The sequence below is a fragment of the Pseudomonas sp. NPDC047961 genome (genome assembly GCF_050272435.1).
GTDB lineage: Bacteria > Pseudomonadota > Gammaproteobacteria > Pseudomonadales > Pseudomonadaceae > Stutzerimonas.
Map to the genome: position 1 here is coordinate 802143 of NZ_JBNNMD010000001.1, position 23263 is coordinate 825405.

General features: G+C 58.9%; 20 protein-coding genes. 7 read left to right on the top strand and 13 right to left on the bottom strand.

Features of this window, described 5'->3' with window-relative positions; all coding sequences use genetic code 11:
* Positions 1-140: 140 nt before the first annotated feature.
* The 5 genes from purL to ACQKIK_RS03820 all read right to left on the bottom strand — a co-directional run bounded on the left by purL (position 141) and on the right by ACQKIK_RS03820 (position 8388).
* Positions 141-4037, bottom strand: a complete 3897-nt coding sequence (purL, locus tag ACQKIK_RS03800; RefSeq protein WP_499134801.1) for a phosphoribosylformylglycinamidine synthase — start codon at positions 4035-4037, stop codon at positions 141-143.
* A gap of 154 nt (positions 4038-4191) precedes the next feature.
* Positions 4192-4968: an amino acid ABC transporter ATP-binding protein gene (locus ACQKIK_RS03805; protein WP_045429444.1), complete on the bottom strand. Its 777-nt coding sequence runs from the start codon at positions 4966-4968 to the stop codon at positions 4192-4194.
* A gap of 10 nt (positions 4969-4978) precedes the next feature.
* Positions 4979-6076 carry an amino acid ABC transporter permease gene (locus tag ACQKIK_RS03810; RefSeq protein WP_499134803.1) on the bottom strand — a complete coding sequence of 366 codons (1098 nt, stop codon included), beginning with the start codon at positions 6074-6076 and terminating at the stop codon, positions 4979-4981.
* Between the two features lie 10 nt (positions 6077-6086).
* Positions 6087-7271, bottom strand: a complete 1185-nt coding sequence (locus ACQKIK_RS03815; RefSeq protein WP_499134805.1) for an amino acid ABC transporter permease — start codon at positions 7269-7271, stop codon at positions 6087-6089.
* Positions 7272-7359: 88 nt separating this feature from the next.
* On the bottom strand, positions 7360-8388 hold the full coding sequence (locus tag ACQKIK_RS03820) for an amino acid ABC transporter substrate-binding protein (protein WP_045429453.1): 1029 nt from the start codon (positions 8386-8388) through the stop codon (positions 7360-7362).
* Positions 8389-8732: 344 nt separating this feature from the next.
* Here ACQKIK_RS03820 and ACQKIK_RS03825 point away from each other — a divergent pair, with 344 nt between their 5' ends.
* The 3 genes from ACQKIK_RS03825 to rhlB all read left to right on the top strand — a co-directional run bounded on the left by ACQKIK_RS03825 (position 8733) and on the right by rhlB (position 12061).
* Entirely contained in the window at positions 8733-9389 is a 657-nt protein-coding gene (locus ACQKIK_RS03825) for an alpha/beta hydrolase (protein ID WP_499134807.1), read from the top strand.
* A 218-nt stretch (positions 9390-9607) separates the two neighbouring features.
* Entirely contained in the window at positions 9608-10543 is a 936-nt protein-coding gene (locus tag ACQKIK_RS03830) for a GGDEF domain-containing protein (protein WP_499134809.1), read from the top strand.
* 99 nt (positions 10544-10642) lie between these two features.
* The gene (rhlB, locus tag ACQKIK_RS03835; RefSeq protein ID WP_499134811.1) at positions 10643-12061 is read left to right on the top strand and encodes an ATP-dependent RNA helicase RhlB; all 1419 of its coding nucleotides are present in this window, start codon (positions 10643-10645) and stop codon (positions 12059-12061) included.
* A gap of 84 nt (positions 12062-12145) precedes the next feature.
* Here the strand turns inward: rhlB and moaE are convergent, their stop codons facing one another.
* The 5 genes from moaE to dmeF form a co-directional block, all read right to left on the bottom strand.
* On the bottom strand, positions 12146-12610 hold the full coding sequence (gene moaE, locus ACQKIK_RS03840; RefSeq protein ID WP_499134812.1) for a molybdopterin synthase catalytic subunit MoaE: 465 nt from the start codon (positions 12608-12610) through the stop codon (positions 12146-12148).
* Positions 12611-12612: 2 nt separating this feature from the next.
* Entirely contained in the window at positions 12613-12861 is a 249-nt protein-coding gene (locus ACQKIK_RS03845; RefSeq protein ID WP_499134813.1) for a MoaD/ThiS family protein, read from the bottom strand.
* A complete protein-coding gene (gene moaC / locus ACQKIK_RS03850) occupies positions 12858-13328 on the bottom strand; it encodes a cyclic pyranopterin monophosphate synthase MoaC (protein ID WP_499134815.1) in 471 nt (156 codons plus the stop codon). The genes ACQKIK_RS03845 and moaC overlap by 4 nt, the downstream gene beginning before the upstream one ends.
* Before the next feature lie 72 nt (positions 13329-13400).
* The gene (locus ACQKIK_RS03855; protein ID WP_499134817.1) at positions 13401-14789 is read right to left on the bottom strand and encodes a PhoH family protein; all 1389 of its coding nucleotides are present in this window, start codon (positions 14787-14789) and stop codon (positions 13401-13403) included.
* 266 nt (positions 14790-15055) lie between these two features.
* On the bottom strand, positions 15056-16012 hold the full coding sequence (gene dmeF, locus ACQKIK_RS03860; protein ID WP_064481698.1) for a CDF family Co(II)/Ni(II) efflux transporter DmeF: 957 nt from the start codon (positions 16010-16012) through the stop codon (positions 15056-15058).
* 134 nt (positions 16013-16146) lie between these two features.
* Between dmeF and yaaA the strand changes: the two genes are divergently transcribed.
* The 3 genes from yaaA (at position 16147) to ACQKIK_RS03875 (ending at position 19665) form a co-directional block, all read left to right on the top strand.
* The gene (gene yaaA / locus ACQKIK_RS03865; protein ID WP_499134819.1) at positions 16147-16923 is read left to right on the top strand and encodes a peroxide stress protein YaaA; all 777 of its coding nucleotides are present in this window, start codon (positions 16147-16149) and stop codon (positions 16921-16923) included.
* A gap of 718 nt (positions 16924-17641) precedes the next feature.
* The gene (locus ACQKIK_RS03870) at positions 17642-19087 is read left to right on the top strand and encodes a mannose-1-phosphate guanylyltransferase/mannose-6-phosphate isomerase (protein ID WP_499134821.1); all 1446 of its coding nucleotides are present in this window, start codon (positions 17642-17644) and stop codon (positions 19085-19087) included.
* A gap of 368 nt (positions 19088-19455) precedes the next feature.
* The gene (locus ACQKIK_RS03875; protein WP_045429477.1) at positions 19456-19665 is read left to right on the top strand and encodes a hypothetical protein; all 210 of its coding nucleotides are present in this window, start codon (positions 19456-19458) and stop codon (positions 19663-19665) included.
* 77 nt (positions 19666-19742) lie between these two features.
* Here the strand turns inward: ACQKIK_RS03875 and ACQKIK_RS03880 are convergent, their stop codons facing one another.
* The 3 genes from ACQKIK_RS03880 to purU are packed head-to-tail and all read right to left on the bottom strand — an operon-like array spanning position 19743 to position 22345.
* Positions 19743-21209: a helicase HerA-like domain-containing protein gene (locus ACQKIK_RS03880; protein WP_499134823.1), complete on the bottom strand. Its 1467-nt coding sequence runs from the start codon at positions 21207-21209 to the stop codon at positions 19743-19745.
* Positions 21210-21247: 38 nt separating this feature from the next.
* Positions 21248-21466 carry a hypothetical protein gene (locus ACQKIK_RS03885; protein ID WP_499134825.1) on the bottom strand — a complete coding sequence of 73 codons (219 nt, stop codon included), beginning with the start codon at positions 21464-21466 and terminating at the stop codon, positions 21248-21250.
* A 27-nt stretch (positions 21467-21493) separates the two neighbouring features.
* Positions 21494-22345, bottom strand: coding sequence for a formyltetrahydrofolate deformylase (gene purU, locus ACQKIK_RS03890; RefSeq protein WP_045429484.1), 852 nt, complete (start codon positions 22343-22345; stop codon positions 21494-21496).
* Positions 22346-22809: 464 nt separating this feature from the next.
* Between purU and mvaT the strand changes: the two genes are divergently transcribed.
* The gene (mvaT, locus tag ACQKIK_RS03895; RefSeq protein WP_045429487.1) at positions 22810-23187 is read left to right on the top strand and encodes a histone-like nucleoid-structuring protein MvaT; all 378 of its coding nucleotides are present in this window, start codon (positions 22810-22812) and stop codon (positions 23185-23187) included.
* Positions 23188-23263: the final 76 nt, after the last annotated feature.

Below are 23263 nucleotides of genomic sequence, written 5' to 3' on the forward strand. Positions count from 1 at the left end.
TCCAGAGCGTATTGGGTGCCCCAGGTCAAGATCAGACGTTGGCGTCGTTGCTTGGTTCAGCAATGGCGGGGCGGCTCGTCTTCGGACAAGAAAAAGCCCGAAACGCTTGCACGCTTCGGGCTCTCTACCCTAATCCAACCTCAGTCTACCCAGACCCGGGCATTACGGAACATGCGCATCCAGCCGCCATCCTCCTGCCACTCGTCAGGGCGCCACGAGTTGGTCACGGCACGGAATACACGCTCCGGATGCGGCATCATGATCGTCACGCGTCCGTCCCGCGTGGTGAGACCCGTAATGCCGCGCGGCGAGCCGCCAGGGTTGGCCGGATAGCGCTCGGTGACCTTGCCATGATTGTCGATGTAGCGCAGCGCTACCGTCCCGGACAAGTCCGCTTCAAGCAGCGCTTCTTCGCTTTCGAATTCCGCGTGACCCTCGCCGTGGGCAATGGCAATCGGCAGGCGCGATCCGGCCATTCCCTGGAGGAAGATCGATGGCGAGTCTTGCACTTGTACCATCGCCACACGCGCTTCGAACTGCTCGGAACGGTTACGCACGAAGTGCGGCCAGGACTCGCTGCCGGGTACCAGTTCGTGAAGGTTCGACAACATCTGGCACCCGTTGCAGACGCCAAGGGCAAAGCTGTCCTTGCGCTCAAAGAACGCACTGAAATCTTCGCGAGCGCGGCCATTGAACAGAATCGATTTGGCCCACCCTTCGCCAGCCCCCAGCACGTCGCCGTAGGAGAAACCGCCACACGCAACCAGCCCCTTGAATCGCTCCAGACTGATACGTCCCGACAGAATGTCGCTCATGTGCACGTCGACGGCGGCGAAACCTGCACGGTCGAACGCAGCCGCCATTTCAGTCTGCCCATTGACGCCCTGCTCACGCAGGATCGCCACCTCGGGCCGCACGCCACGCTTGATGTACGGCGCGGCGATATTGTCGTTCACGTCGAAACCTAGGGTAACGCTCAAGCCCGGGTTGTCTTCTTCAAGCAGTGCGTCGAATTCCTGATCGGCACAGTCGACATTGTCCCGAAGGCGCTGGATCTGATAGCTCGTCTCGGACCACTGCCGCTGAAGCAGACGGCGATCACCGGCGAAAACATCTGCGCCTTCAAACTTGATTGCCACATGGCTGTTATTGACCGGCTGCCCGATGACCGAAACGCAATCGGCAAGGCCTGCCGCGCTGAACTGTGCGAGAACGATTTCCGTATCGCCCTGGCGAACCTGGATCAGCGCCCCCAACTCTTCGTTGAACAACGCTGCCGGGATGTGAGTGGCCGCTTCAACAAGCGAATCGAGATTGAGGTTGAGTCCGCAATGGCCGGCGAACGCCATTTCCAGCGCAGTGGTCAGCAAACCGCCGTCGGAACGGTCGTGGTAAGCCAACAACAACCCGTCTGCGTTCAACCCCTGAATTACGGCGAAGAAGGCTTGCAAATCCTCCGCATCGTCGACATCCGGCGCCTGACGCGCCATCCGGCCGTAGACCTGCGCCAGGATGGACGCGCCCATACGGTTCTGGCCGCGACCCAGGTCGATGAGGATCAGATCGGTTTCGCCCTTGTCCAGACGCAGCTGCGGCGTCAGGGTCTGGCGGACATCAACAACCGGGGCAAAGCCGGACACTACCAGCGAGAGCGGCGAGGTCACGCACTTGTCTACGCCCTCTTCGCTCCAGCGGGTTTTCATCGACATGGAGTCCTTGCCGACCGGAATGGTGATGCCCAACTCCGGACACAGCTCCATGCCTACCGCCTTGACTGTGTCGAACAGGCGCGCATCCTCACCCGGATGCCCAGCAGCGGCCATCCAGTTGGCGGAAAGTTTGATGTCGGAAATCTTCTCGATACGTGCTGCAGCGAGGTTGGTCAGTGTTTCGCCGATGGCCATGCGGCCCGATGCGGGTGCGTCGAGCAGGGCCAGCGGTGTGCGCTCGCCCATGGCCATGGCTTCGCCGGTGTAAACGTCATAGCTAGTAGCCGTGACTGCGCAATCAGCCACCGGGACCTGCCACGGCCCGACCATTTGATCACGCGCGACCATGCCGGTGATGCTGCGATCGCCGATGGTGATCAGGAAGCTCTTGCTGGCGACTGCTGGATGGTGAAGTACGCGATCGATCGCCTCGGACAGGTCGACCTGATCAGGCGAAAAGTCATCCCCCAGCTCGGCCTCGCGAACAGCGCTGCGATGCATGCGCGGCGCTTTGCCGAGCAGGACGTTGAGCGGCATATCAACCGGATTGTTGCCGAAATGGCTGTCAGCTACCGTCAGGTGCGGCTCGGCCGTGGCTTCGCCGACTACAGCGAAGGGGCAGCGCTCACGCGTGCAGATGTCCTCGAAACGCTCGAGGTCCGCTGCATCGACTGACAGTACATATCGCTCCTGGGATTCGTTGCACCAGATCTCATGGGGCGCCATGCCAGGCTCATCGTTAGGCACGTTGCGCAGTTCGAAACGACCGCCACGACCGCCGTCATTAACCAGCTCCGGGAAGGCGTTAGACAGGCCACCAGCACCGACGTCATGAATGAACTTGATCGGGTTCTTGTCGCCGAGCTGCCAGCAGCGATCGATCACTTCCTGGCAGCGACGCTCCATCTCAGGGTTGTCACGCTGCACCGATGCGAAATCCAGATCGGCGGAGCTGCTGCCGGTCGCCATGGATGAGGCTGCGCCGCCACCCAAACCGATGAGCATCGCCGGGCCACCGAGCACGATCAGTTTTCCGCCAATCGAGATCTCAGCTTTCTGAACATGATCTTCACGGATGTTGCCCATACCGCCAGCCAGCATGATCGGCTTGTGGTAACCCCGCACTTCTTCGCCTCGCGGGGTGCTGATTGTCTGCTCGAAGGTCCGGAAATAACCGTTCAGGGCCGGACGGCCGAATTCGTTGTTGAACGCTGCGCCACCCAGCGGCCCCTCGATCATGATGTCGAGCGGCGTCACGATGCGCTCGGGTTTGCCGTACGGCACTTCCCAAGGCTGCTCGAAGCCAGGAATGTTGAGGTTGGAGACGGTGAATCCTGTGAGGCCGGCCTTGGGCTTGGCGCCGCGCCCGGTAGCGCCCTCGTCCCGGATCTCGCCACCCGAGCCAGTGGCCGCGCCTGGGAACGGCGCGATTGCGGTCGGATGGTTGTGCGTTTCCACTTTCATCAGGATGTGCACGGGCTGCTGGCTCGCCGCGTACTCGCCCGTTTCCGCGTCCGGGTAGAAACGTCCGGCCACGTTACCCACGATGACAGCGGCGTTGTCCTTGTAAGCGGACAGCACGCCTTCGCCGTGCATCTGGAAGGTGTTCTTGATCATGCCGAACAGCGACTTCTCCTGGCTTTCACCATCGATGTCCCAGCTGGCATTGAAAATCTTGTGACGGCAATGCTCGGAGTTGGCCTGCGCAAACATCATCAGCTCGATGTCGTGCGGGTTACGCCCAAGGCCGTTGAAACTGGTAACAAGGTAATCGATCTCGTCTTCGGCCAAAGCCAGACCCAACTCCACATTGGCCTGTTCCAGCGCGGCACGGCCGCCGCCTAGTACATCGATCGCGCGCAGCGGTTTGGGTTGTGCGTGGCTAAACAGATCCGCCGCACCCTCGAACTGCTCGAGCACCAGTTGGGTCATCCGGTCGTGCAGAGCCGCTGCGACCAAGCCAGCATCGGCCTCCGAGAAATCGCCTTCGACGTAGTAGGCAATGCCGCGCTCAATGCGCTGAATCTTGTCGAGGCCGCAGTTGCGCGCAATGTCGCTGGCCTTACTCGACCATGGCGAGATGGTGCCGAAGCGTGGAATGACCAGAAACAGCCTTCCTGCCGGTTCCTGAACCGGAACGCTTGGGCCGTACTTCAACAGCCGGGCCAGTACTTGCTGCTCATCCGCACCAAGCGTGCCGGATACCTCGGCGAAATGAGCAAACTCGGCGTACAACCCGCTGACAGCGGGGACCTTATCGGTCAATTGGGCCAGGAGCTTACCGTGACGGAAGGCGGAAAGAGCGGGGGCGCCGCGCAGGATCAACATCGTCGGAACAGCCTCGGAGGGGGGAGCAGTCGGGCCGCGTATTCTAGCCCATGACGACGTCCGAGGCTAAGGGGACGCCGCCGATTTAAGCTCAGTGACGGAAGGTGAGCGTTCAGTCCGAGCTGATGACTCACGCCCCCGATGTAACGCTGAATCAGTGGAGGATCTGGCTGAGGAATAGCTTGGTGCGCTCGTTGTTCGGATTAGTGAAGAAGGTCTCGGGTTCCGCCTCCTCAACGATCTCCCCCTTGTCCATGAAGATCACCCGGTCAGCGACGGTGCGTGCAAAGCCCATCTCGTGGGTCACGCAGAGCATCGTCATGCCGCTTTCGGCGAGGCCAACCATGGTATCCAGCACTTCCTTGACCATCTCCGGGTCCAGCGCCGATGTGGGCTCGTCGAACAGCATGATCTTCGGCTTCATGCACAACGCCCGGGCAATCGCGACGCGCTGTTGCTGCCCCCCGGAAAGCTGCCCCGGAAACTTGTCAGCCTGCTCCGGAATCCGTACGCGTTCCAGATAGTGCATGGCCACTTCTTCGGCCTGGCGACGCGGCATCTTGCGCACCCACATGGGTGCCAGCGTGCAGTTCTGCAGGACGGTGAGGTGCGGGAACAAGTTGAAGTGCTGAAATACCATGCCCACTTCGCTGCGGATCGCTTCGATCTGCTTGAGATCGTTGGTCAGCTCCACACCATTGATCACGATGCGCCCTTGCTGGTGTTCCTCAAGGCGGTTGAGACAACGAATGGTCGTAGACTTTCCCGATCCCGAGGGCCCGCACAATACGATGCGCTCGCCTTGGGTCACGTTGAGATTGATGTCCTTGAGCACATGGAACTGGCCGAACCATTTGTGTACACCCTGCATCTGAATGACCGGTTCACCGGCCTGCTCAGGCTGCTCGGGTTGCAGAGATGTGTCGTTCATGTTGCCTCTCCTAATTTCGATGACCGGTGTCGAGCTTGCGTTCCAGGTGCATGGAATAGCGCGACATGCCAAAACAGAAAATCCAGTAGACCAGCGCCGCAAATACGTAACCTTCAGTCGACATACCTAGCCAGGCAGGGTCCGAGGTGGCGCGCTTGATGCTGTTAAGGAAATCGAACAGACCGATGATGATCACCAGACTGGTGTCCTTGAACAGAGCGATGAAGGTATTGACGATGCCGGGTATGACCATCTTCAGCGCTTGCGGCAGTATCACTAGCACCATGCTGCGCCAGTAGCCCAAACCCATCGCCGCCGCCGCCTCGTACTGACCCTTGGGAATCGCCTGCAGGCCACCGCGCACCACTTCGGCGATATAGGCCGCCTCGAAGAACACCACCATCACCATGGCGCGCATCAGCTTGTCGAGATTCATGCCCTCAGGCAGGAACAACGGCAACATCACCGAGGACATGAACAGCACCGTGATCAACGGCACGCCGCGCCAGAATTCAATGAAGGTGATGCACAGGACACGGATCGCCGGCATATCCGAACGTCGGCCCAGGGCCAGCAGAATCCCGAGCGGCAGCGCACCGGCAATGCCGACAGCGGCAATAACGATGGTCAGCATCAGGCCGCCCCAGCGGCTGGTCGGAACGGTCTCCAGGCCCAGGAAACCGCCATGCAGCAGCCAGTAGGCCAACAACGGATAGATCACCAGGAAAGCGATACCGTAGCTCGCCTTGTGCCGCATCTGACGCAAGAACAGCGGCGCCGCGCCGATGATGGCGAGCCAGGCAGTGGCGTCCACGCGCCAGCGCAGCTCCGGCGGGTAAAAGCCGTACATGAACTGGCTGAAACGCGTCTGCACAAACACCCAGCATGCCCCTTCACGGCTGCAGTCGGCACGGGTTTCGCCTGTCCAATCGGCCTTAATCATTGCCCAGTCGATGATCGGGGGGATTACCAACCAGATCAGATAAAGGCCGACCAGCGTCAGCACCGTATTGATCCAGCTTGAGAACAGATTGGCCCGCATCCAGCCCACCACACCAATATTGGTGGAGGGCGCCGGCAGGTCCGGTTTGAAAGTATGGGTCGTCATGCGCTCGTCCTTACCGCTCGATCAGCGCAATGCGCTTGTTGTACCAGTTCATCAGCAGCGAGATGCTGATGCTGATGGCGAGGTACACACTCATGGTGATGGCCATGGTTTCGATCGCCTGACCGGTCTGGTTTAGCACCGTCCCGGCAAACAGCGAAACCATGTCGGGATAACCGATCGCAGCCGCGAGCGAGGAGTTTTTCGCAAGATTGAGGTATTGGCTGGTGAGTGGCGGAATGATCACCCGCATGGCCTGGGGGATAATCACCAGACGCAACACACGTCCCGGACGAAGGCCCAACGAAGCGGCCGCTTCGGTCTGCCCGTGGCTGACCGACTGGATACCTGCACGGACTGTCTCACCGATAAAAGCCGCGGTGTAGATCGATAACGCAAGCACAATCGACACCAGCTCGGGGATCACAACCCAGCCGCCGCGAATGTTGAACCGTTGAAGCTCGGGCACCTCCCAAAGAAAAGGCGCCCCCATCACCAGCGAGGAGATCGAAGGGATTGCGATAAACAATGCCAGGCTGGCTGAAAAGATGGGAAACGTCTGGCCGGTGGCGTGACGCCGAGCACGTGCCCAGCGATTGAGCATGACGATCGCCACCAGCGCGACGAACATCGCCACCCAAAACGACCAGAAGCCTTCCCCAGCACTGGGCGCGGGCATCTGAACGCCTCGGTTGTTGATGAACACCACATCCCAAAGGCTCAGGCTTTCTCGCGGTCCTGGCAGCGGGCTGAGCACTGCGAAGTAGACAAAGAAAATTTGCAGCAATGGCGGGATGTTGCGAAACGTCTCTATATAGACAGTCGCGATCTTGCGTATCAGCCAATTGGGCGAAAGCCGCGCCACCCCGAGAATGAACCCGATAATAGTGGCCAGGATGATCCCGATGATGCTGACCAGCAGCGTATTGAGCAGGCCAACCCAGAAGACACGACCATAAGAGTCGCTCTCGCTGTAGTCGATCAGATGCTGGGAAATGCCGAAACCGGCAGCGTTATCGAGAAAACCGAAGCCTGACGTAATGCCTCGGTGGGCGAGGTTGGTCTGAGTGTTGTGAAACAGAAACCAGCCGATCGCTACTACTGTTATTACGGCGATGACCTGAAACAGAAAGGCACGCGCCTGCGGGTCCGTGAGCAACGAGCCGCGGGCGGCTCCTGCTTTGGCAATGGTTCGCATCAAGAAACCTCATACGGCGCTGCCGGTGCACAGGCACCGGCAGCGCTCATCCTTGAAACAAGGTCGGCAGAGCGCCAACCCAGCTCGGTCAACGCACTGGGGGTGCGTACTGCAGACCTCCATTGGTCCAAAGCGCGTTCAGGCCGCGCTCGATCTTCAGCTCGCTACCTGAACCGATATTGCGCTCGAACACTTCGCCATAGTTGCCGACTTGCTTGACGATCTGAACCGCCCAATCCTTAGGTAATTTCAGATCCTTGCCGTATTCACCTTCGGCGCCCAAGAGACGAGCCACGTCAGGATTCTTGGTGTTCTTCGCCTTCTCTTCGACATTGGCCGAAGTGATACCCAGCTCCTCCGCATTGATCATCCCGAACAATGCCCAGCGAACGATATCGAACCATTCTTCATCGCCTTGACGCACGGCCGGGCCGAGTGGCTCTTTGGAGATGACCTCAGGCAATACGATGTAGTCGTCCGGCTTGGCCAGCTTGATGCGCTGGGCATAAAGCTGGGACTGGTCAGAAGTGAGCACGTCGCAACGTCCTGACTCCAGTGACTTGGCGCTTTCATCGGAAGTGTCGTAGGTGATCGGGGTGTATTTGAGGTTATTAGCGCGGAAGTAGTCGGAAAGGTTCAGTTCGGTGGTAGTGCCCGCCTGGATGCAGACGGTCGCGCCGTCGAGTTCCTTGGCGCTGGAAACACCGACCGCTTTGTTGACCAGAAAACCCTGCCCGTCGTAGTAGGTGACGCCGGTGAAGTTCAGCCCCATTGCAGCATCACGCGAACTGGTCCATGTCGTATTACGCGACAGCATGTCGACTTCACCGGACTGCAGCGCCGTGAAGCGCTCCTTGGCGGTCAGTGGGCTGTACTTGACCTTACTCGCATCGCCGAACACCGCAGCCGCAACGGCACGGCAGATATCCACGTCGATTCCCTTGTACTCACCCTTGGCATCGGTGTAGGAAAAGCCAGGTAGCCCGTCGCTGACGCCGCATTGCACGAAACCCTTGCTCTTCACCGCGTCCAGAGTCGCCCCTGCCTGAGCCAAGCCGCTTGCGCCCAAAAGTGTCGCGGCACCAAGCACGGCCAGTGTGGATTTAACCCTTATCATCGAAACCTCCAGTTTGCTTTTATTCTTGTGGTCAGAGTCTTCCGCCTGGATCACAGGCTGCCGCTCGATACCTTTCGAGAGGGCGAAGAAGAAACTGACCTCAGTCTAGCCGCCGTTTGATTATCAGCAACTCCTCCCTACACGCAGTTTGCAGAAGTGCCGTGACTTCCGGCGCATTGGGCAAATCAGACAAAGCAAGCGGCGTACCAGAACTCTGAAAGCCCCCCCGAAGGCTTCCGTGCCCTTCATTGCCAAGCTCGGTACAGGTAACCTCGCCGCAGATTGCTGCATTTTTTCTCTGCGCCCGCACCAACCTGGCGCGTGCCGCCCGAACGGAGCCCAACATGAGTGACCCGCTGATCATCGAACCCGCAACTACCGCCGACGCATGCGTCATCTGGTTGCACGGCCTCGGCGCCGACCGCTACGACTTCCAGCCAGTCGCCGAAGCGTTACAGCAACGGCTGACGACGACACGCTTCGCGCTACCCCAGGCACCGACTCGCGCGGTCACTATTAACGGTGGCTGGTCCATGCCGAGCTGGTATGACATCCTCGCAATGAGCCCCGCTCGCGCCATCGACCAGGCGCAACTGGAACAGTCAGCGCAAAGCGTGATCGACCTGATCGAGGCACAGCGTGACAGTGGCATCGATCCCGCTCGCATTTTCCTGGCCGGCTTCTCCCAGGGCGGTGCAGTCGTCTATCACACAGCCTTCCTGCGCTGGCCCGGCCCTTTGGGTGGCGTCATTGCCCTGTCCACCTACGCACCGACCTTCAATCCGGACCTGAAGCTGTCGCCATTGCAGGCCGCGCTTCCGGTACTGGCGCTACACGGTGCGAGGGATGATGTCGTGCTGCCCGCAATGGGGCGTGCCGCCTATGACTGCCTGATACAGAACCAGGTGCAGGCACAATGGAAGGACTATCCGATGGCCCACGAGGTGATACCCCAGGAAATTCGCGATATCGGCGAATGGCTGGCCGCTCGGCTGGATTGATGTACTCAGCGATAGTTGACCGACTGCAAAGAAAAAATGTGACGCTGCGCGCCTGTCTTGATTGGTGATTACAGCTACGCTTGGCATGGGTAGAACAAAACTCGATGCGCCTGCCGTTGTAGCGCTGCATCGCGGCCAGCAGAAGCCGACCTAGCCAGCCTTGAAGGGATGCGTGCGATAGTCATGACGAGGATGTCATCCGAGCGGATTGTGCAGCCATGAACCCGGCCAGCTGGCGGGTTGAAATGCATCACCTCAGACAGGCGCGCCTGCTAGACAGAGTAGACGAACCCTGTCTGCGCCTGCTGCAGGAAGTCTTCGAGCCATGCACGGCCGTACCTGGCGAAATTCTGCTATCGCCGCACGTACATAACCACTATCTCTATCTGGTTCTTGGCGGCGAGCTGGCGGTCCATCTGGATTCGCTCGAAGGCAGCCCGGTTCGCTCAGTCGGTCCCGGCGACTGCGCGGGAGAAATCAGCTTCATGGACGATCTGCCCCCATCGGCCTACGTATTGGCCCTGGAGGACTCAACCCTGCTGCGCGTGCATCGCCGTTCGATGCAGTTGCTGACTCGCTCGCCACAGCTGATGCAGAACCTGGCCGAACTGCTTTGCCAACGCGTGCGCCTGAGCGACCGCCTGATCATCAATAGCGAGCAGAATGCCAATATCGACAAGCTGACCGGCTCGTTCAATCGCCGCTGGCTGGAGCATATCTACGGTCGCGAGAGCGCCCGTTGCGCGCTGGGCGGCCAACCACTCTCGCTCCTGATGCTCGACGTCGATCGTTTCAAAGAATACAACGACAAACTTGGGCATCTGGCGGGTGATCATGCGCTCTGCCTGGTGGTCAACACACTCGGCAAACTGCTGCGCCCAGCCGACAGCCTGGTGCGCTATGGTGGCGAAGAATTCGTGGTGCTGCTGCCCGAGATGACCATCGGAGATGCGCGAAACGTTGCAGAACGGCTACGTCGCAGCCTTGAAGATGTCGCCTCGTTCCATTCGCCCATCGGCTTACTGCCGGGTGTGACCATCTCGATTGGCGTTGCTCCGATGCGATTGAACGATGATCTGGACAGCCTCATCAACGTGGCTGATCGCGCGCTCTACAGAGCTAAGGAACAGGGCCGAAATCGCGTCTGCGGGTGAAACAGCGCTGCGACCGACCATCCCTGAGCAAGTCTTCGCCGTATCTGCTTCTTGCATTACACTGGCGAGCAAACCTTACAAGACAAAGACGAGAAGACCGTGCTCAAAGCACTAAAGAAGATGTTTGGCAAAGGCTCGAACCAGCCTGTGACCACCGAAGCTGAAAGCAGCACCTCAATACACCATGGCGCCAGTGACCCGGCGTACTTCGAAAAGACCAAAACGCAACAGGATGACGCCCCCAAGGTCAGCCCCAAGCCGCGCCGTGAACGGGCAAGCAAGCCTGCCGCCCCGCCGGCGCCAGTCTGGAAGCTGGAAGATTTCGCAGTCGAGCCAGCCGAGGGCAAGACCCGGTTTCATGACTTCAAGCTCGCCCCCGAGCTTATGCACGCCATTCACGACCTTGGCTTTCCTTATTGCACGCCGATCCAGGCTCAGGTTCTCGGCTTTACCCTCAAAGGCCGCGACGCTATCGGCCGGGCCCAGACCGGCACCGGCAAAACCGCCGCGTTCCTCATTTCGACCATCACTCAGCTGCTACAAACCCCACCACCTGCGGACCGATACATGGGCGAGCCACGTGCCCTGATCATCGCGCCGACTCGTGAGCTGGTCGTGCAAATCGCCAATGACGCGCTGAACCTGACCAAATACACCGGTTTGAACGTCATGAGTTTTGTCGGCGGCATGGACTTCGACAAGCAACTCAAGGCGCTCGAATCCCGCTATTGCGACATCCTGGTAGCAACGCCCGGGCGCCTGCTGGACTTCAATCAGCGCGGCGAAGTGCACCTGGACATGGTCGAGGTGCTGGTGCTCGACGAAGCGGATCGCATGCTGGACATGGGCTTCATTCCTCAGGTCCGCCAGATCATTCGCCAGACGCCCCCCAAGAGCGAACGCCAGACGTTGCTGTTCTCGGCAACTTTCACCGAAGACGTGATGAATCTGGCCAAGCAGTGGACCACGGAGCCGGCCATCGTCGAGATCGAAGCGATCAACGTGGCCAGCGACACAGTCGAACAACACGTGTATGCCGTGGCAGGCAGCGACAAATACAAGTTGCTCTACAACCTCATTACCCAGAATGACTGGACCCGCGTGATGGTCTTCGCCAACCGCAAGGATGAGGTGCGTCGCATTGAGGAACGCCTTACCCGCGATGGCATCAGCGCTGTTCAAATGTCAGGCGATGTTCCACAACACAAGCGCATCCGAGCTCTGGAAGGTTTCCGCGAAGGCAAGATTCGCGTGATGGTTGCCACCGATGTCGCCGGCCGCGGGATTCATGTCGATGGCATCAGCCACGTAATCAATTTCACCCTGCCGGAAGTCCCCGACGACTACGTCCACCGCATCGGCCGTACCGGCCGGGCTGGGGCCAGCGGCACGTCGATCAGTTTTGCCGGGGAAGACGATTCGTTCGCCCTGCCGGCGATCGAGGCATTGCTGGGTCGAACGATCAGTTGCGAAATGCCGCCTGCCGAGCTGTTGGCAGCTGTCCCACCCAAGCGCTAAGCGCAGAAAAAAAAGGCGAAGCACGACCCGGCTTCGCCTTTTATGCACCTAGAGTCTGGTCTTCGGATCCTAGCTCGCATTTGGCTAGTCGGTCGGACCCTGTTGCCAGCGATCGGCCGCATCCCGGTCGCTGCAGCGACCTTCGACCCATCGTGTTCCATCCGGGGTGTCTTCCTTTTTCCAGAAAGGCGCGCGGGTCTTCAGATAATCCATAACGAATCGACACCCATCAAAAGCGGCCTCGCGGTGAGCGCTGGCGGCACCGACAAACACGATCGGCTCCCCCGGCTCCAAGCGCCCTACTCGGTGCAGAATCTCCAACCTGAGCAGCGGCCAGCGCCCAGCAGCCTCGTCGATGATCTTCTGCAGCGCTTTCTCGGTCATTCCCGGGGCATGCTCAAGGAACATTCCGGCGACATCGCGACCGTCGTTGAAATCACGTACGTAGCCGACGAAACCGGTGACCGCACCGATACCGAGATTGGCCGCATGCAAGGCATTGAGCTCGGCGCCAGGGTCGAATGGACTCTGTTGGACTCGTACGCCCATGGTCAGCCTCCCGTCACGGTGGGAAAGAATGCCACTTCATCGCCGTCGGCCAGTGGCTCGTCGAGGCTGCACAGCTCCTGATTGCGCGCGCACATCAGATTCTGCTCACCCAGCACCGTCCACTCGGCCCCGCGCTCTAGCAGTCGCAAGCGGAGGTCGTCGACCTGTTGCCAGGAGGCGTCCCACTCCAGCTGTTCGGAATCAAGGCCCAGAGCCTCGCGGTAACGGGCGAAATATTGAATCTGAATCATGCCGGCACCTGCCAATGTCCGCTCTTGCCACCTAGCTTTTCCAACAGCCGAACGCTTTCAATGACCATGCCCTTGTCGACCGCCTTGCACATGTCATAGATGGTCAGCGCAGCAATACTCGCAGCCGTGAGCGCTTCCATTTCCACGCCGGTCTGGCCAGCCAGCTTGCAGCGGGCCTCGATCCGCACGCAGTCGTCGCCGTCCGCTTGCAGATCGACTTTGATACTGGTCAGTAGCAGCGGATGGCAGAGAGGAATCAATTCATGGGTTTTCTTCGCCGCCTGAATGCCGGCGATACGGGCCACCGCAAAGACATCGCCCTTGGGATGGCCGCCCTGCTGGATCATCTGCAGCGTCTCGGGAAGCATGCGAATCCTGGCCTCCGCTACCGCCTCGCGAGCCGTAACGGCCTTGGCAGTAACGTCGACCATGTTGGCCCGGCCTTGGGCATCGAGGTGAGTAAGCATATGTGGGCAACTCCGGATATCGATGCGGCATTGTAAACACAATGACCGCACCGCATCCCTGCCCCTCCCGAATTACATATGAGCCTCGGCGTACTCGGCCAGCACCGAACGAGGCACGCCCTGCAGGGTGATGTGCATACCGTGCGGGAAATCCTTGAAGCGCTCGGTTAGGTAGGTCAGCCCCGAACTCGTCGCTGACAGATAAGGCGTATCGATTTGCGCGAGGTTGCCCAGACACACCACCTTGGACCCGCTACCAGCCCGCGTGATGATGGTTTTCATCTGATGCGGCGTCAGGTTCTGGCATTCATCAATGAGGATCAGGCTCTGCTGGAAGCTGCGCCCGCGGATGTAGTTGAGGGATTTGAACTGCAACGGCACCTTTTGCAGGATGTAGTCGACGCTGCCGTGAGTGCTCTCGTCGTCCATGTGCAGCGCTTCGAGGTTATCGGTGATCGCACCCAGCCACGGCTCCATTTTTTCCGCCTCGGTGCCTGGAAGAAAGCCGATGTCTTCATCCAGGCCCTGCACGCTGCGCGTAGCGATGATGCGACGGTAACGCTTACTCACCACTGTCTGCTCAATGGCGGCCGCCAGGGCCAGAATCGTCTTGCCCGAACCCGCAGCACCCGTCAGATTGACCAGATGAATATCCGGGTCGAGCAGTGCAAAGAGCGCCAATGCCTGATGAATATCACGCGGCCGCAGCCCCCAGGCTTCCTGGTGGAGCAAGGGCTCCTGATGCATGTCGAGCAATAGCAATTCGTCGGCCTTAATGCCCTTGATCCAGCCAACGAAGCCTTGCTCATCGAGAATGAATTCGTTGACGTGCACGGCGGGCAAATTGTCGATCAACTGCACCCGATGCCAGGTGCGGCCATGTCCCTGATGAGTATCGACCTTGCTGACTCTATCCCAGAACGACCCGCTGAGGCTGTGATACCCGCGGGACAGCTGCCCGACGTCGTCGACCAGTTTGTCAGTGTGGTAATCCTCCGAGGCGACGCCGCAGGCACGCGCCTTGAGCCGCATATTGATGTCGTTGGTGACCAACACCACCGGAACGTCCGCGCTGCGTCGCTGCAGATCGACGACCTGATTGATGATCTTGTTGTCGTTGAGGTCCTCTGGCAGCCCGTTTGAATCGGCGACTTTGCTCATCAGGATCGACAGGCTGCCGCACGGGCCGCTTTTTTCACGCTGAATGGGGACGCCAAGTTCGACTTCTTCGGGGGTAGCGTCACCCAGCACCTTGTCGATCAGGCGGATCACCTGTCGACATTCTGCAGCCACGCTGTGCTTGCCGGTCTTGAGCTGATCCAGCTCTTCGAGCACGGTCATCGGGATGGCGACCTGATGCTCCTGGAAATTCAACAGCGCGTTGGGGTCGTGAATCAGAACGTTGGTATCAAGAACGTAAAGGGTGGGCTGAGTTGCGCGGGGTCTGCCGTAGTCATCCATACGCGATCACCTTTTCGGAGCCGGATCGACGGAGGGCCAAAGCGCTCCGCCGCAGAAAGAACCACCGTGCGCAAGGTGAGCGGACTTGGGTGGCAGGGGCTTGGGGCCACCCAGAGGCCGCCACCTGTGAGTGCAGGTTTCGGCGGTCTTGCATGAGGTAATACCGCAAAAAAGATGACAGGAAAAAGTCTTTTTCAAACTGATGATGTTTTTTTATCGGAACGACGAATAGCGCTTGGCGCAGCCCTGAACCAGGATTAGTCTCGCTAATCAGCCTGCGCGTTTTCGCCGCACCTGTTCACCTCCGCCGTCACATGTACCAGTTCTGGAAACTCAGCCAGCTGAGCCTTGTAGCGATCGGCGGAATATGGCTGATGAGTGACAACACTGACGATGCAGCTGTATTGCGCACGCCCGACTCGCCACAGATGCAGATCGGTCACGTCGGTATCCGGCAGTTGCTCCAACCGTTCCCGCACCCGCCGCACCAGTGGATCGTCCATTTCTCGATCCAGCAGCGCCTTTGTCGTTTCACGCAACAAGCCTTTGGCCCAGATCAGGATCACGATCGCACCGATGATGCCCATCAGCGGATCTAGCCAACCCCAACCGAAGTATTTGCCGCCCAGCAAGGCCACAATCGCAGCGACTGAGGTCAGGCCATCAGTCAACACATGGATGAAAGCCGCATGACGGTTCAAGTCCTTTCCTGGCGCGCTTGAATGATCGTGATCGTGATCGTGATCGTGATCGTGGCCATGATGGTGGGGCTGGTCGCGTAGCAGCCAGGCGGACAGCATATTCACCAACAAACCGATCACCGCAACCCATAGCGCCTCGTCAAAACCGATCCGGGCCGGTGACCAGAAGCGCATCAGCGACTCGCCAATCATCAGCAAGGCCACCATTACCAGCAATACAGCGCTGGCAAAGCCCGCCAACACTTCGATCTTCCAGGTTCCGAAGGCAAAACGCCGGTCGTACGCATAGCGTCGGGCGAGTAAGTAGGCGATCGCCGACATGCCGATCGCCACCATGTGCGATGCCATATGCCAGCCGTCCGCCAGCAAAGCCATCGAGTTGAACCAATAGCCAGCGACGATTTCGGCGACCATGGCCAAGCCCGTCAGCAGCACAACAGCCCAGGTCTGTTTTTCTGCGCCCGTCTCAAGAGGACGGTAATCGTGCGAGGGCTGCCAGTGCGAGTGGTTGCAGTCGGTCATGTGTCCTCCTTCGTCAGATCACAGAAGAGCGTGCCCCCTCGCCCCGAGTCAAGGTCAACAACTAATCGAGGCCATAGCTGGAGCGACAACGGCTATACCGCCTAGAATCTGCGGACATTAAAGGAGACCGTTGCATGCTGATGGTGATTTCCCCAGCCAAGACTCTGGACTACGACACCCCACCGACGACCCAACGTTTCACCCAGCCCGAACACCTGGACCACGCGCAGGCGCTGATCAGCCAGTTGCGCGACATGTCGCCTCAGCAAATTGGCGAACTGATGCACCTCTCCGACAAGCTCGCAGCGCTGAATGTGGCTCGCTATGGCAGTTGGGACGCGACCTTCACACCGAACAATGCCAAGCAGGCGCTCCTCGCGTTCAAGGGCGATGTCTACACCGGCCTGAACGCCAACGACTTCACTGAAGAGGATCTCGATTTCGCTCAGCGCCACCTCCGCATGTTGTCCGGGCTCTACGGCGTCCTGCGACCGTTGGATCTGATGCAGCCCTATCGTCTGGAGATGGGCACGAAGCTGGCTAACCCACGCGGCAAGGATCTGTACGCCTTCTGGGGCGAAGGAATAAGCGAATGGCTCAACGAAGCACTGGCCGCACAGGGTGACGACGTCTTGCTCAACCTGGCTTCCAACGAGTACTTCGGCGCCGTGAAACGCAAGGCACTGAATGCGCGGGTGATCGATGTCGACTTCAAGGATATGAAGAACGGCCAATACAAGATCATCAGCTTCTACGCTAAGAAAGCCCGAGGTTTGATGAGCCGCTATGTGATCAAGGAACGCATCAAAAAACCCGAACAGCTGACTAGCTTTGACTACGACGGCTATCGCTATTGCCCTGACAGTTCATCGCCTGATCACCTGGTATTTCTGCGAGACGCTCAAGCCTGACTCCCTCCGCCGGGCCGTGCCCCCTTCGCTTTCCTGGCGGGGGGAGCCCAGCCATCACGCCTCCAGACGCGATCTACCCTGCACACCAGAGCTGAACCCGCCCGCCAATCACAGCGTACAGCGCCAGCAGCCTGGCGCATCCTCTACCCCCGTCAAAAACTCCCCGATCGACGGCACGCCAGCGGGGAACTATCCGAAGGCACCTGCAATCATAAGCGCGTACCGGCATTTCCAGGCGGAAAGGGACGTCGCACATGAACGTGCAGTGGAATTCAAAACAAGGTTTTCAGCGTGTCAGCCAAGGCAGACCCGTGAGGTCGCCGGGCGTGTTCAAGAGAGAACAGACCGGCCGGATCAGCGCAGTATCGGTACTTATCAACGACTACCAGGCGCATCAGCCTCAGGCAGATAGAGCGCAGCTGAACGGCATGCCCACCTGCCTGCTCAAGATTGTTCAGACGCTCGCAGGCGTCGACCCCGGAACCGCTATCAGCTCCGCAATATCAAGTGCGGCGCCCATCGACTACCAGGCAGCACCTCCCACATTCAGGCTCGGAGCACGCAGTTCGCCCCGAAAACAGTGGTCCTGTAGGACAACTGAACTTGACGGCACGCGGCACCTGAAGGCCCGACCAAGAAGCGTATGGCGAGCACAGACCTCTGGCCGCCCACATGGACAAGAAGAACTTTCCCTTCTCAACGATTCAGGAGAAACAACATGATTCCGGTCATCCTCTCAGGCGGCAGCGGTTCTCGACTCTGGCCTCTTTCGCGGAAGGCATTCCCCAAACAGTTCCTCGCCCTTACGGCGGAGCAGACACTGTTTCAACAGACGATTGAGCGCCTGGCCTTCGAAGGCATGCAAGCGCCCCTGCTGGTCTGTAACAAGGAACACCGGTTCATCGTCAAAGAGCAATTGGCCGCACGCAAGCTTCAAACTCAGGGCCTCATGCTTGAACCGTTCGGCCGCAACACTGCTCCGGCAATAGCCATTGCAGCGATGAAGTTGCTTGCCGATGACCGCGACGAGTTGCTGCTGGTGCTGCCGGCCGATCACGTCATCGAAGACCATAAAGCCTTCCAGCGCTCCCTAGCCCTGGCGACCAATGCAGCCGAAAATGGTGGCATGGTCCTGTTCGGTATCCCTGCCACCAGCCCGGAAACCGGCTACGGCTACATCAAATGCGATCACGAGGGACGTAACGGGCTGCCAGAAGGCGTTAACCGCGTCACACAGTTCGTTGAAAAGCCGGATGAAGTTCGCGCTCAGGAATACGTCGATTCCGGTGACTACTACTGGAACAGTGGCATGTTCCTGTTCCGTGCCAGCGTTTTCCTGGACGAGCTGAAGAAGCACGATCCGGATATCTATGACACCTGCTGGGTTGCACTGGAGCGCAGCATCAAGAACGGCGAAGAGCTGCTTATCGATCCAGCCACCTTTGCCTGCTGCCCGGACAACTCCATTGACTATGCGGTAATGGAAAAAACCGAACTGGCATGCGTCGTGCCCATGTCTGCGGGCTGGAGCGATGTTGGCTCCTGGTCATCGCTTTGGGATGTGTTGGAAAAAGACGAAAACGGTAACGTGACCAGAGGCGACGTGATTGTCGAAGACAGCCGCAACTGCCTGGTTCACGGTAACGGCAAGCTGGTAACCGTAGTCGGCCTGGATAACATCGTTGTGGTCGAGACCAAAGACGCGACCATGATCGCTCACAAGGACAAGGTCCAGGACGTCAAGAAGCTGGTGAACAAGCTCGACGCCATGAACCGTTCCGAAACGCAGAACCACTGCGCCGTCTACCGCCCCTGGGGCTGGTACGACTCGGTCGATATGGGTGGTCGCTTCCAGGTCAAGCGGATCTGCGTCAACCCGGGTGCGCAGCTGTCGTTGCAGATGCACCACCATCGCGCCGAGCATTGGATCGTCGTCTCCGGCACCGCCCAGGTAACCTGCAACGACAAGACGTTCCTGCTAACCGAAAACCAGTCCACCTATATCCCGGTGACGTCCATCCACCGCCTGGCCAACCCTGGCAAAATCCCGCTGGAAATTATCGAGGTTCAGTCGGGCAGCTATCTGGGCGAGGATGACATCGAGCGTCTGGACGATGTATATGGCCGTGCGCCGAATGATGTGGCCAGCCAGTCGGCTCGCTAACTAGATGTGGCAAAAAAACCGCGCCCGATGAGGCGCGGTTTTTTTGTAAGCGCCTGCCGTGGATACACATTGCTAAACTCGCTGGCTCCTCGAAATACTACCCCGACCGCAAAAACTTGTTCTTACAGCTCAAACCGCTAGCCCGCTTTTAGCGATAACTTGCGTGGGCATGCTTCATGATATGACTCAATATTGCATTACTACCGGATAGTTTTACGGGCACGCTTGTTTAGCCTAGCCCGCTTGCAGTAATGTTTCGCCTACCGCACACACACCCAACCCGAGCCGGGCCTCATTCGAGCCTATAGCTCGCACCCCTTAGCGCGCCGCGCTGCAAATAGACCTATAACAAAGAGGCAAAACAAGACGTGACAAAAGAAGAACTACGCGCCGAACTGGAGAAGCAAGCCAACCGTTTCCAGGCTGTGTATGGCGGGGAAATAACGACCTATGCCGCGCAGCCCGATCCCGAGCGGAAGCCATGGCGTAAAAAGCCGACCGTTCACGATCAGGTATTCAAGGCGGAGTTGCAGAAAATCGAAAAAGAGTTGTCAGAGCAAGCCGCTGAAGCCAAGTAACTCGCAGCGTTGTAAAAATATGCACCGCACGCCCTGCCGTCAGCAACAGCTTAGCCATCGCAACTGATCGCATCTGATCACCGCTTACCGCCCAACAAAGAGCCCAGAAGCCCGCGTGCCAACTGCCGGCCCAGCTGCGTCGCAGCCTGGCGCATTGCGCTCTTGAATACCCGCCCGGCAGCGTCACCTAGCGCATCGGCGACCTCGTTTCTTGACGTAGCGGCCTTCACTGGCGTTTGGTTGTCGGAAGCCTGCTTCGCCCGTTCGAGCAATATCTCATAAGCAGATTCGCGATCGACCGGCCTGTCGTAACGGCCTCGAAGGGGTGAACTGGCAATCAGGTCGTGTCGCTCGCGCTCAGTTAGCGACCCGATCCGCGATTGAGGAGGCGCAACTGCAACACGTTGAGCCATCGACGGCGTGCCTCTGTCCTCGAAACCGCCGACCAGCGCTTCGCCGATCCCCAGCCCGGCCAAAGTGTCCAGAGACGAAAATGCCGGATTGGTGCGAAAACCTTCTGCTACCGCCCGCAGGGCTTTCTGTTCCTTGACCGTATAGGCTCTGAGCCCATGCTGCACGCGCAGGCCCAACTGAGCCAGCACATCATCCGGCAGGTCCGTGGGGGACTGGGTGACGCAATACACGCCCACACCCTTCGAGCGAATCAGCCTGACCACTTGCAGCAACCTGTCCTGCAAGGCTTTCGGAGTGTCGTTGAAAAGGAGGTGCGCTTCATCGAAGAACAGCGCGAGCAGAGGTCGATCGGCATCGCCGCGCTCGGGAAGCTGTTCAAACAGCTCAGCCAGTAGCCACAGCAGGAAAGTCGCATAGACTTTGGGCGCCTGATGCACGAGCTGGCTGGCGTCTAACAGATGGATCCGTCCGCGCCCGTCGTGCGCTGGCTGCAAGATGTCCTCAAGCGCCAGCGCCGGCTCACCGAAGAGCGCTTCGGCTCCCTGCTGCTCCAGTGTCGCCAGCCGCCGCAACAGCGCCTGTGACGATGCACTCGTAAACAAGGCTGCATCGTCCCCGAGCACTTCAGGATGCAGTTTCAAATGAGCAAGCAATGACTTGAGATCTTTCAGATCGAGCAACAGGAGCGCTTCGCGATCGGCCACTTTGAATGCCGCATAGAGCGCCGCTTGCTGGCTATCGCTCAGCTCCAGCAGATTGCCTAGCAACAACGGTCCCATCTCGGTAAGCGTCGTCCGCAGTGGATGGCCACTCACGCCGTGCACGTCCCACAAGACCACCGGGTACGCTTGGGGCCGATGGTCGAGCCAGGGCATGCTGGCGATCCGCCCGGCGATCTTTCCTTGCGGATCGCCAGCGGCACCCAGGCCACACAAGTCGCCTTTGATATCCGCCGCGAAAACAGCGACGCCAGCCTCGCTGAACTGTTCCGCGAGGCGCTGCAAGGTCACCGTTTTGCCAGTACCCGTCGCACCGGCGATAAGACCGTGACGATTGGCCAGATGCAGCGGGTGGACGCTGGGTTCGCCCGTCGCGTCAGCACCTAATACCAGGCGGCCTGTCTGTTTCATCGCAGCCTCACGAGCAGTGGATTGGTCTGCAGCCCTCGCTAGCCCGCCGGCATCGAGCTGCTGGGTTCAGCATCGTCAATCGGAGTGTCACCGGCTGCACCATCGAGCGCATTCAGATGACGCTTCCAGAGTGCTTCGGCATCTGGAAAGTCAGTCCCCAGCTCAGGGCCCATCTGGTCAGGGTCGTAGCGCTGGGTACAACCACTACCGATAATCGGTGGTGCCTTCGCGCCAGCCTTGTCCAGTGGGTTGCTCATCTCGCCTCCGGCGCCAGTCGTGATGGATCAGTTGAATACCAGCGTCTTGTTGCTATGCACCAGTACTCGGTCTTCCAGGTGATAGCGCAAACCACGCGACAGCACCATCTTTTCCACGTCCTTACCCAGCCGAACCATGTCCTCGATGCTGTCACGATGGCTGACGCGCACCACGTCCTGCTCGATGATCGGTCCGGCATCGAGCTCTTCGGTCACGTAATGGCAAGTCGCACCGATAAGCTTGACACCCCGCAACGAGGCCTGGTGGTAAGGCTTTGCCCCGACGAACGATGGCAGAAAGCTGTGATGGATATTGATCACCCGCTGCCCATATTCCTCGCAGAGCTCGGCCGGCAGAATCTGCATGTAGCGCGCCAGTACAATGGCGTCGGCGCGTTGCTCGCGAACCAGGCGCGACACCTCGGCAAAAGCCTCGTCCTTGCGCCCCGGCTGGACAGGCACATGGAAATACGGAATGCCATGCCACTCGACCATGCTGCGCAGGTCGTCATGATTGGAGATCACACAAGGAATGTCGCAATCCAGTTCCCCACTGTGCCAACGATGCAGCAAATCAGCGAGGCAGTGCGACTCGCGGCTGGCCATCAGCACTACCCGCTTGCGCTGAGCTGAGTCGGTAATGCGCCATTCCATGGAAAACTCGCGCGCGATTGGTGCAAAGGCTTGGCGAAACCCATCAAGATCGAACGGCAGCGAGTCGGCCCGAATCTCGTGCCGCATGAAGAACCAACCACTCTGATGATCGGAATGGTGATTGGCTTCGGTGATCCAGCCATTGTAGGTCGCCAGGAAATTACCGACCTTGGCCACAATGCCGACGCCGTCGGGACAGGCGATAACCAGCCTGAATGTGCGCATTTTTAAGTTAACTCCGGCTTACCCATAAAGACCGGGCATTCTAGCGCAGCGAAGAAAACCACCACCATATTATTCAGCCGGACCAAAGCATGGCACGGACTGCCGCCCGCACGCGGATCGAGTCGACCCTGTAGAGCGAAAGAAACACTGCGATTAAAACCGTAATAATCGGAGGGCCAAGTTGCCGTTGGCCCCCAGTGGGCAAGGGAACACAACACCGCCAAAAGATAGGGAGCCGATTTTTATCAAATATCGAGACGGCATATTAAGCGTGACGGGATCCGTCGCGACCTTCGATTATGTGCAGTACTTCACCGATGCCAGGTTTAACTAGGCACTTCGAATCGCCCTGCACCGCGATGAAACAAAGTAAGCAAAACTTTACCCAGGCCAACATTTACTTGTCCGCGGCAGCTGTCTATGATTGCCGTCACTTGCGTTCAAACCTATACCAAGGAAGTGACATGTCGCTGATCAATGAATACCGCGCTACTGAAGAAGCTATCAAGGAACTACAGGAACGCCTGAAGTCCCTGTCAGAAGATGACAAGCTGAAAAAGGAACTTGAGTTTGAAGGCAAACTGCGCGAGCTGATGGGCGAATATCAAAAGTCGCTTCGCGACATTATCGCTCTACTCGATCCGGATGCCCGCAGCAACAAGCCGCAGCGCGCATCCAAGGCGCCTGCCACGACCAAGCGCGCCCGCCGCGTCAAGCAGTACAAGAATCCGCACAACGGTGAAGTGATTGAAACCAAAGGTGGCAATCACAAAACGTTGAAAGAGTGGAAAGCACAATGGGGCTCCGACGAGGTTGAAAGCTGGGCCACTCTGTTGGGCTAAGTTTTACGCCACACCCCTAAAAGCCATCTGACGCAGCCTTGCTCAGATGGCTTTTTTGTTCCCTGACCAAGCATCT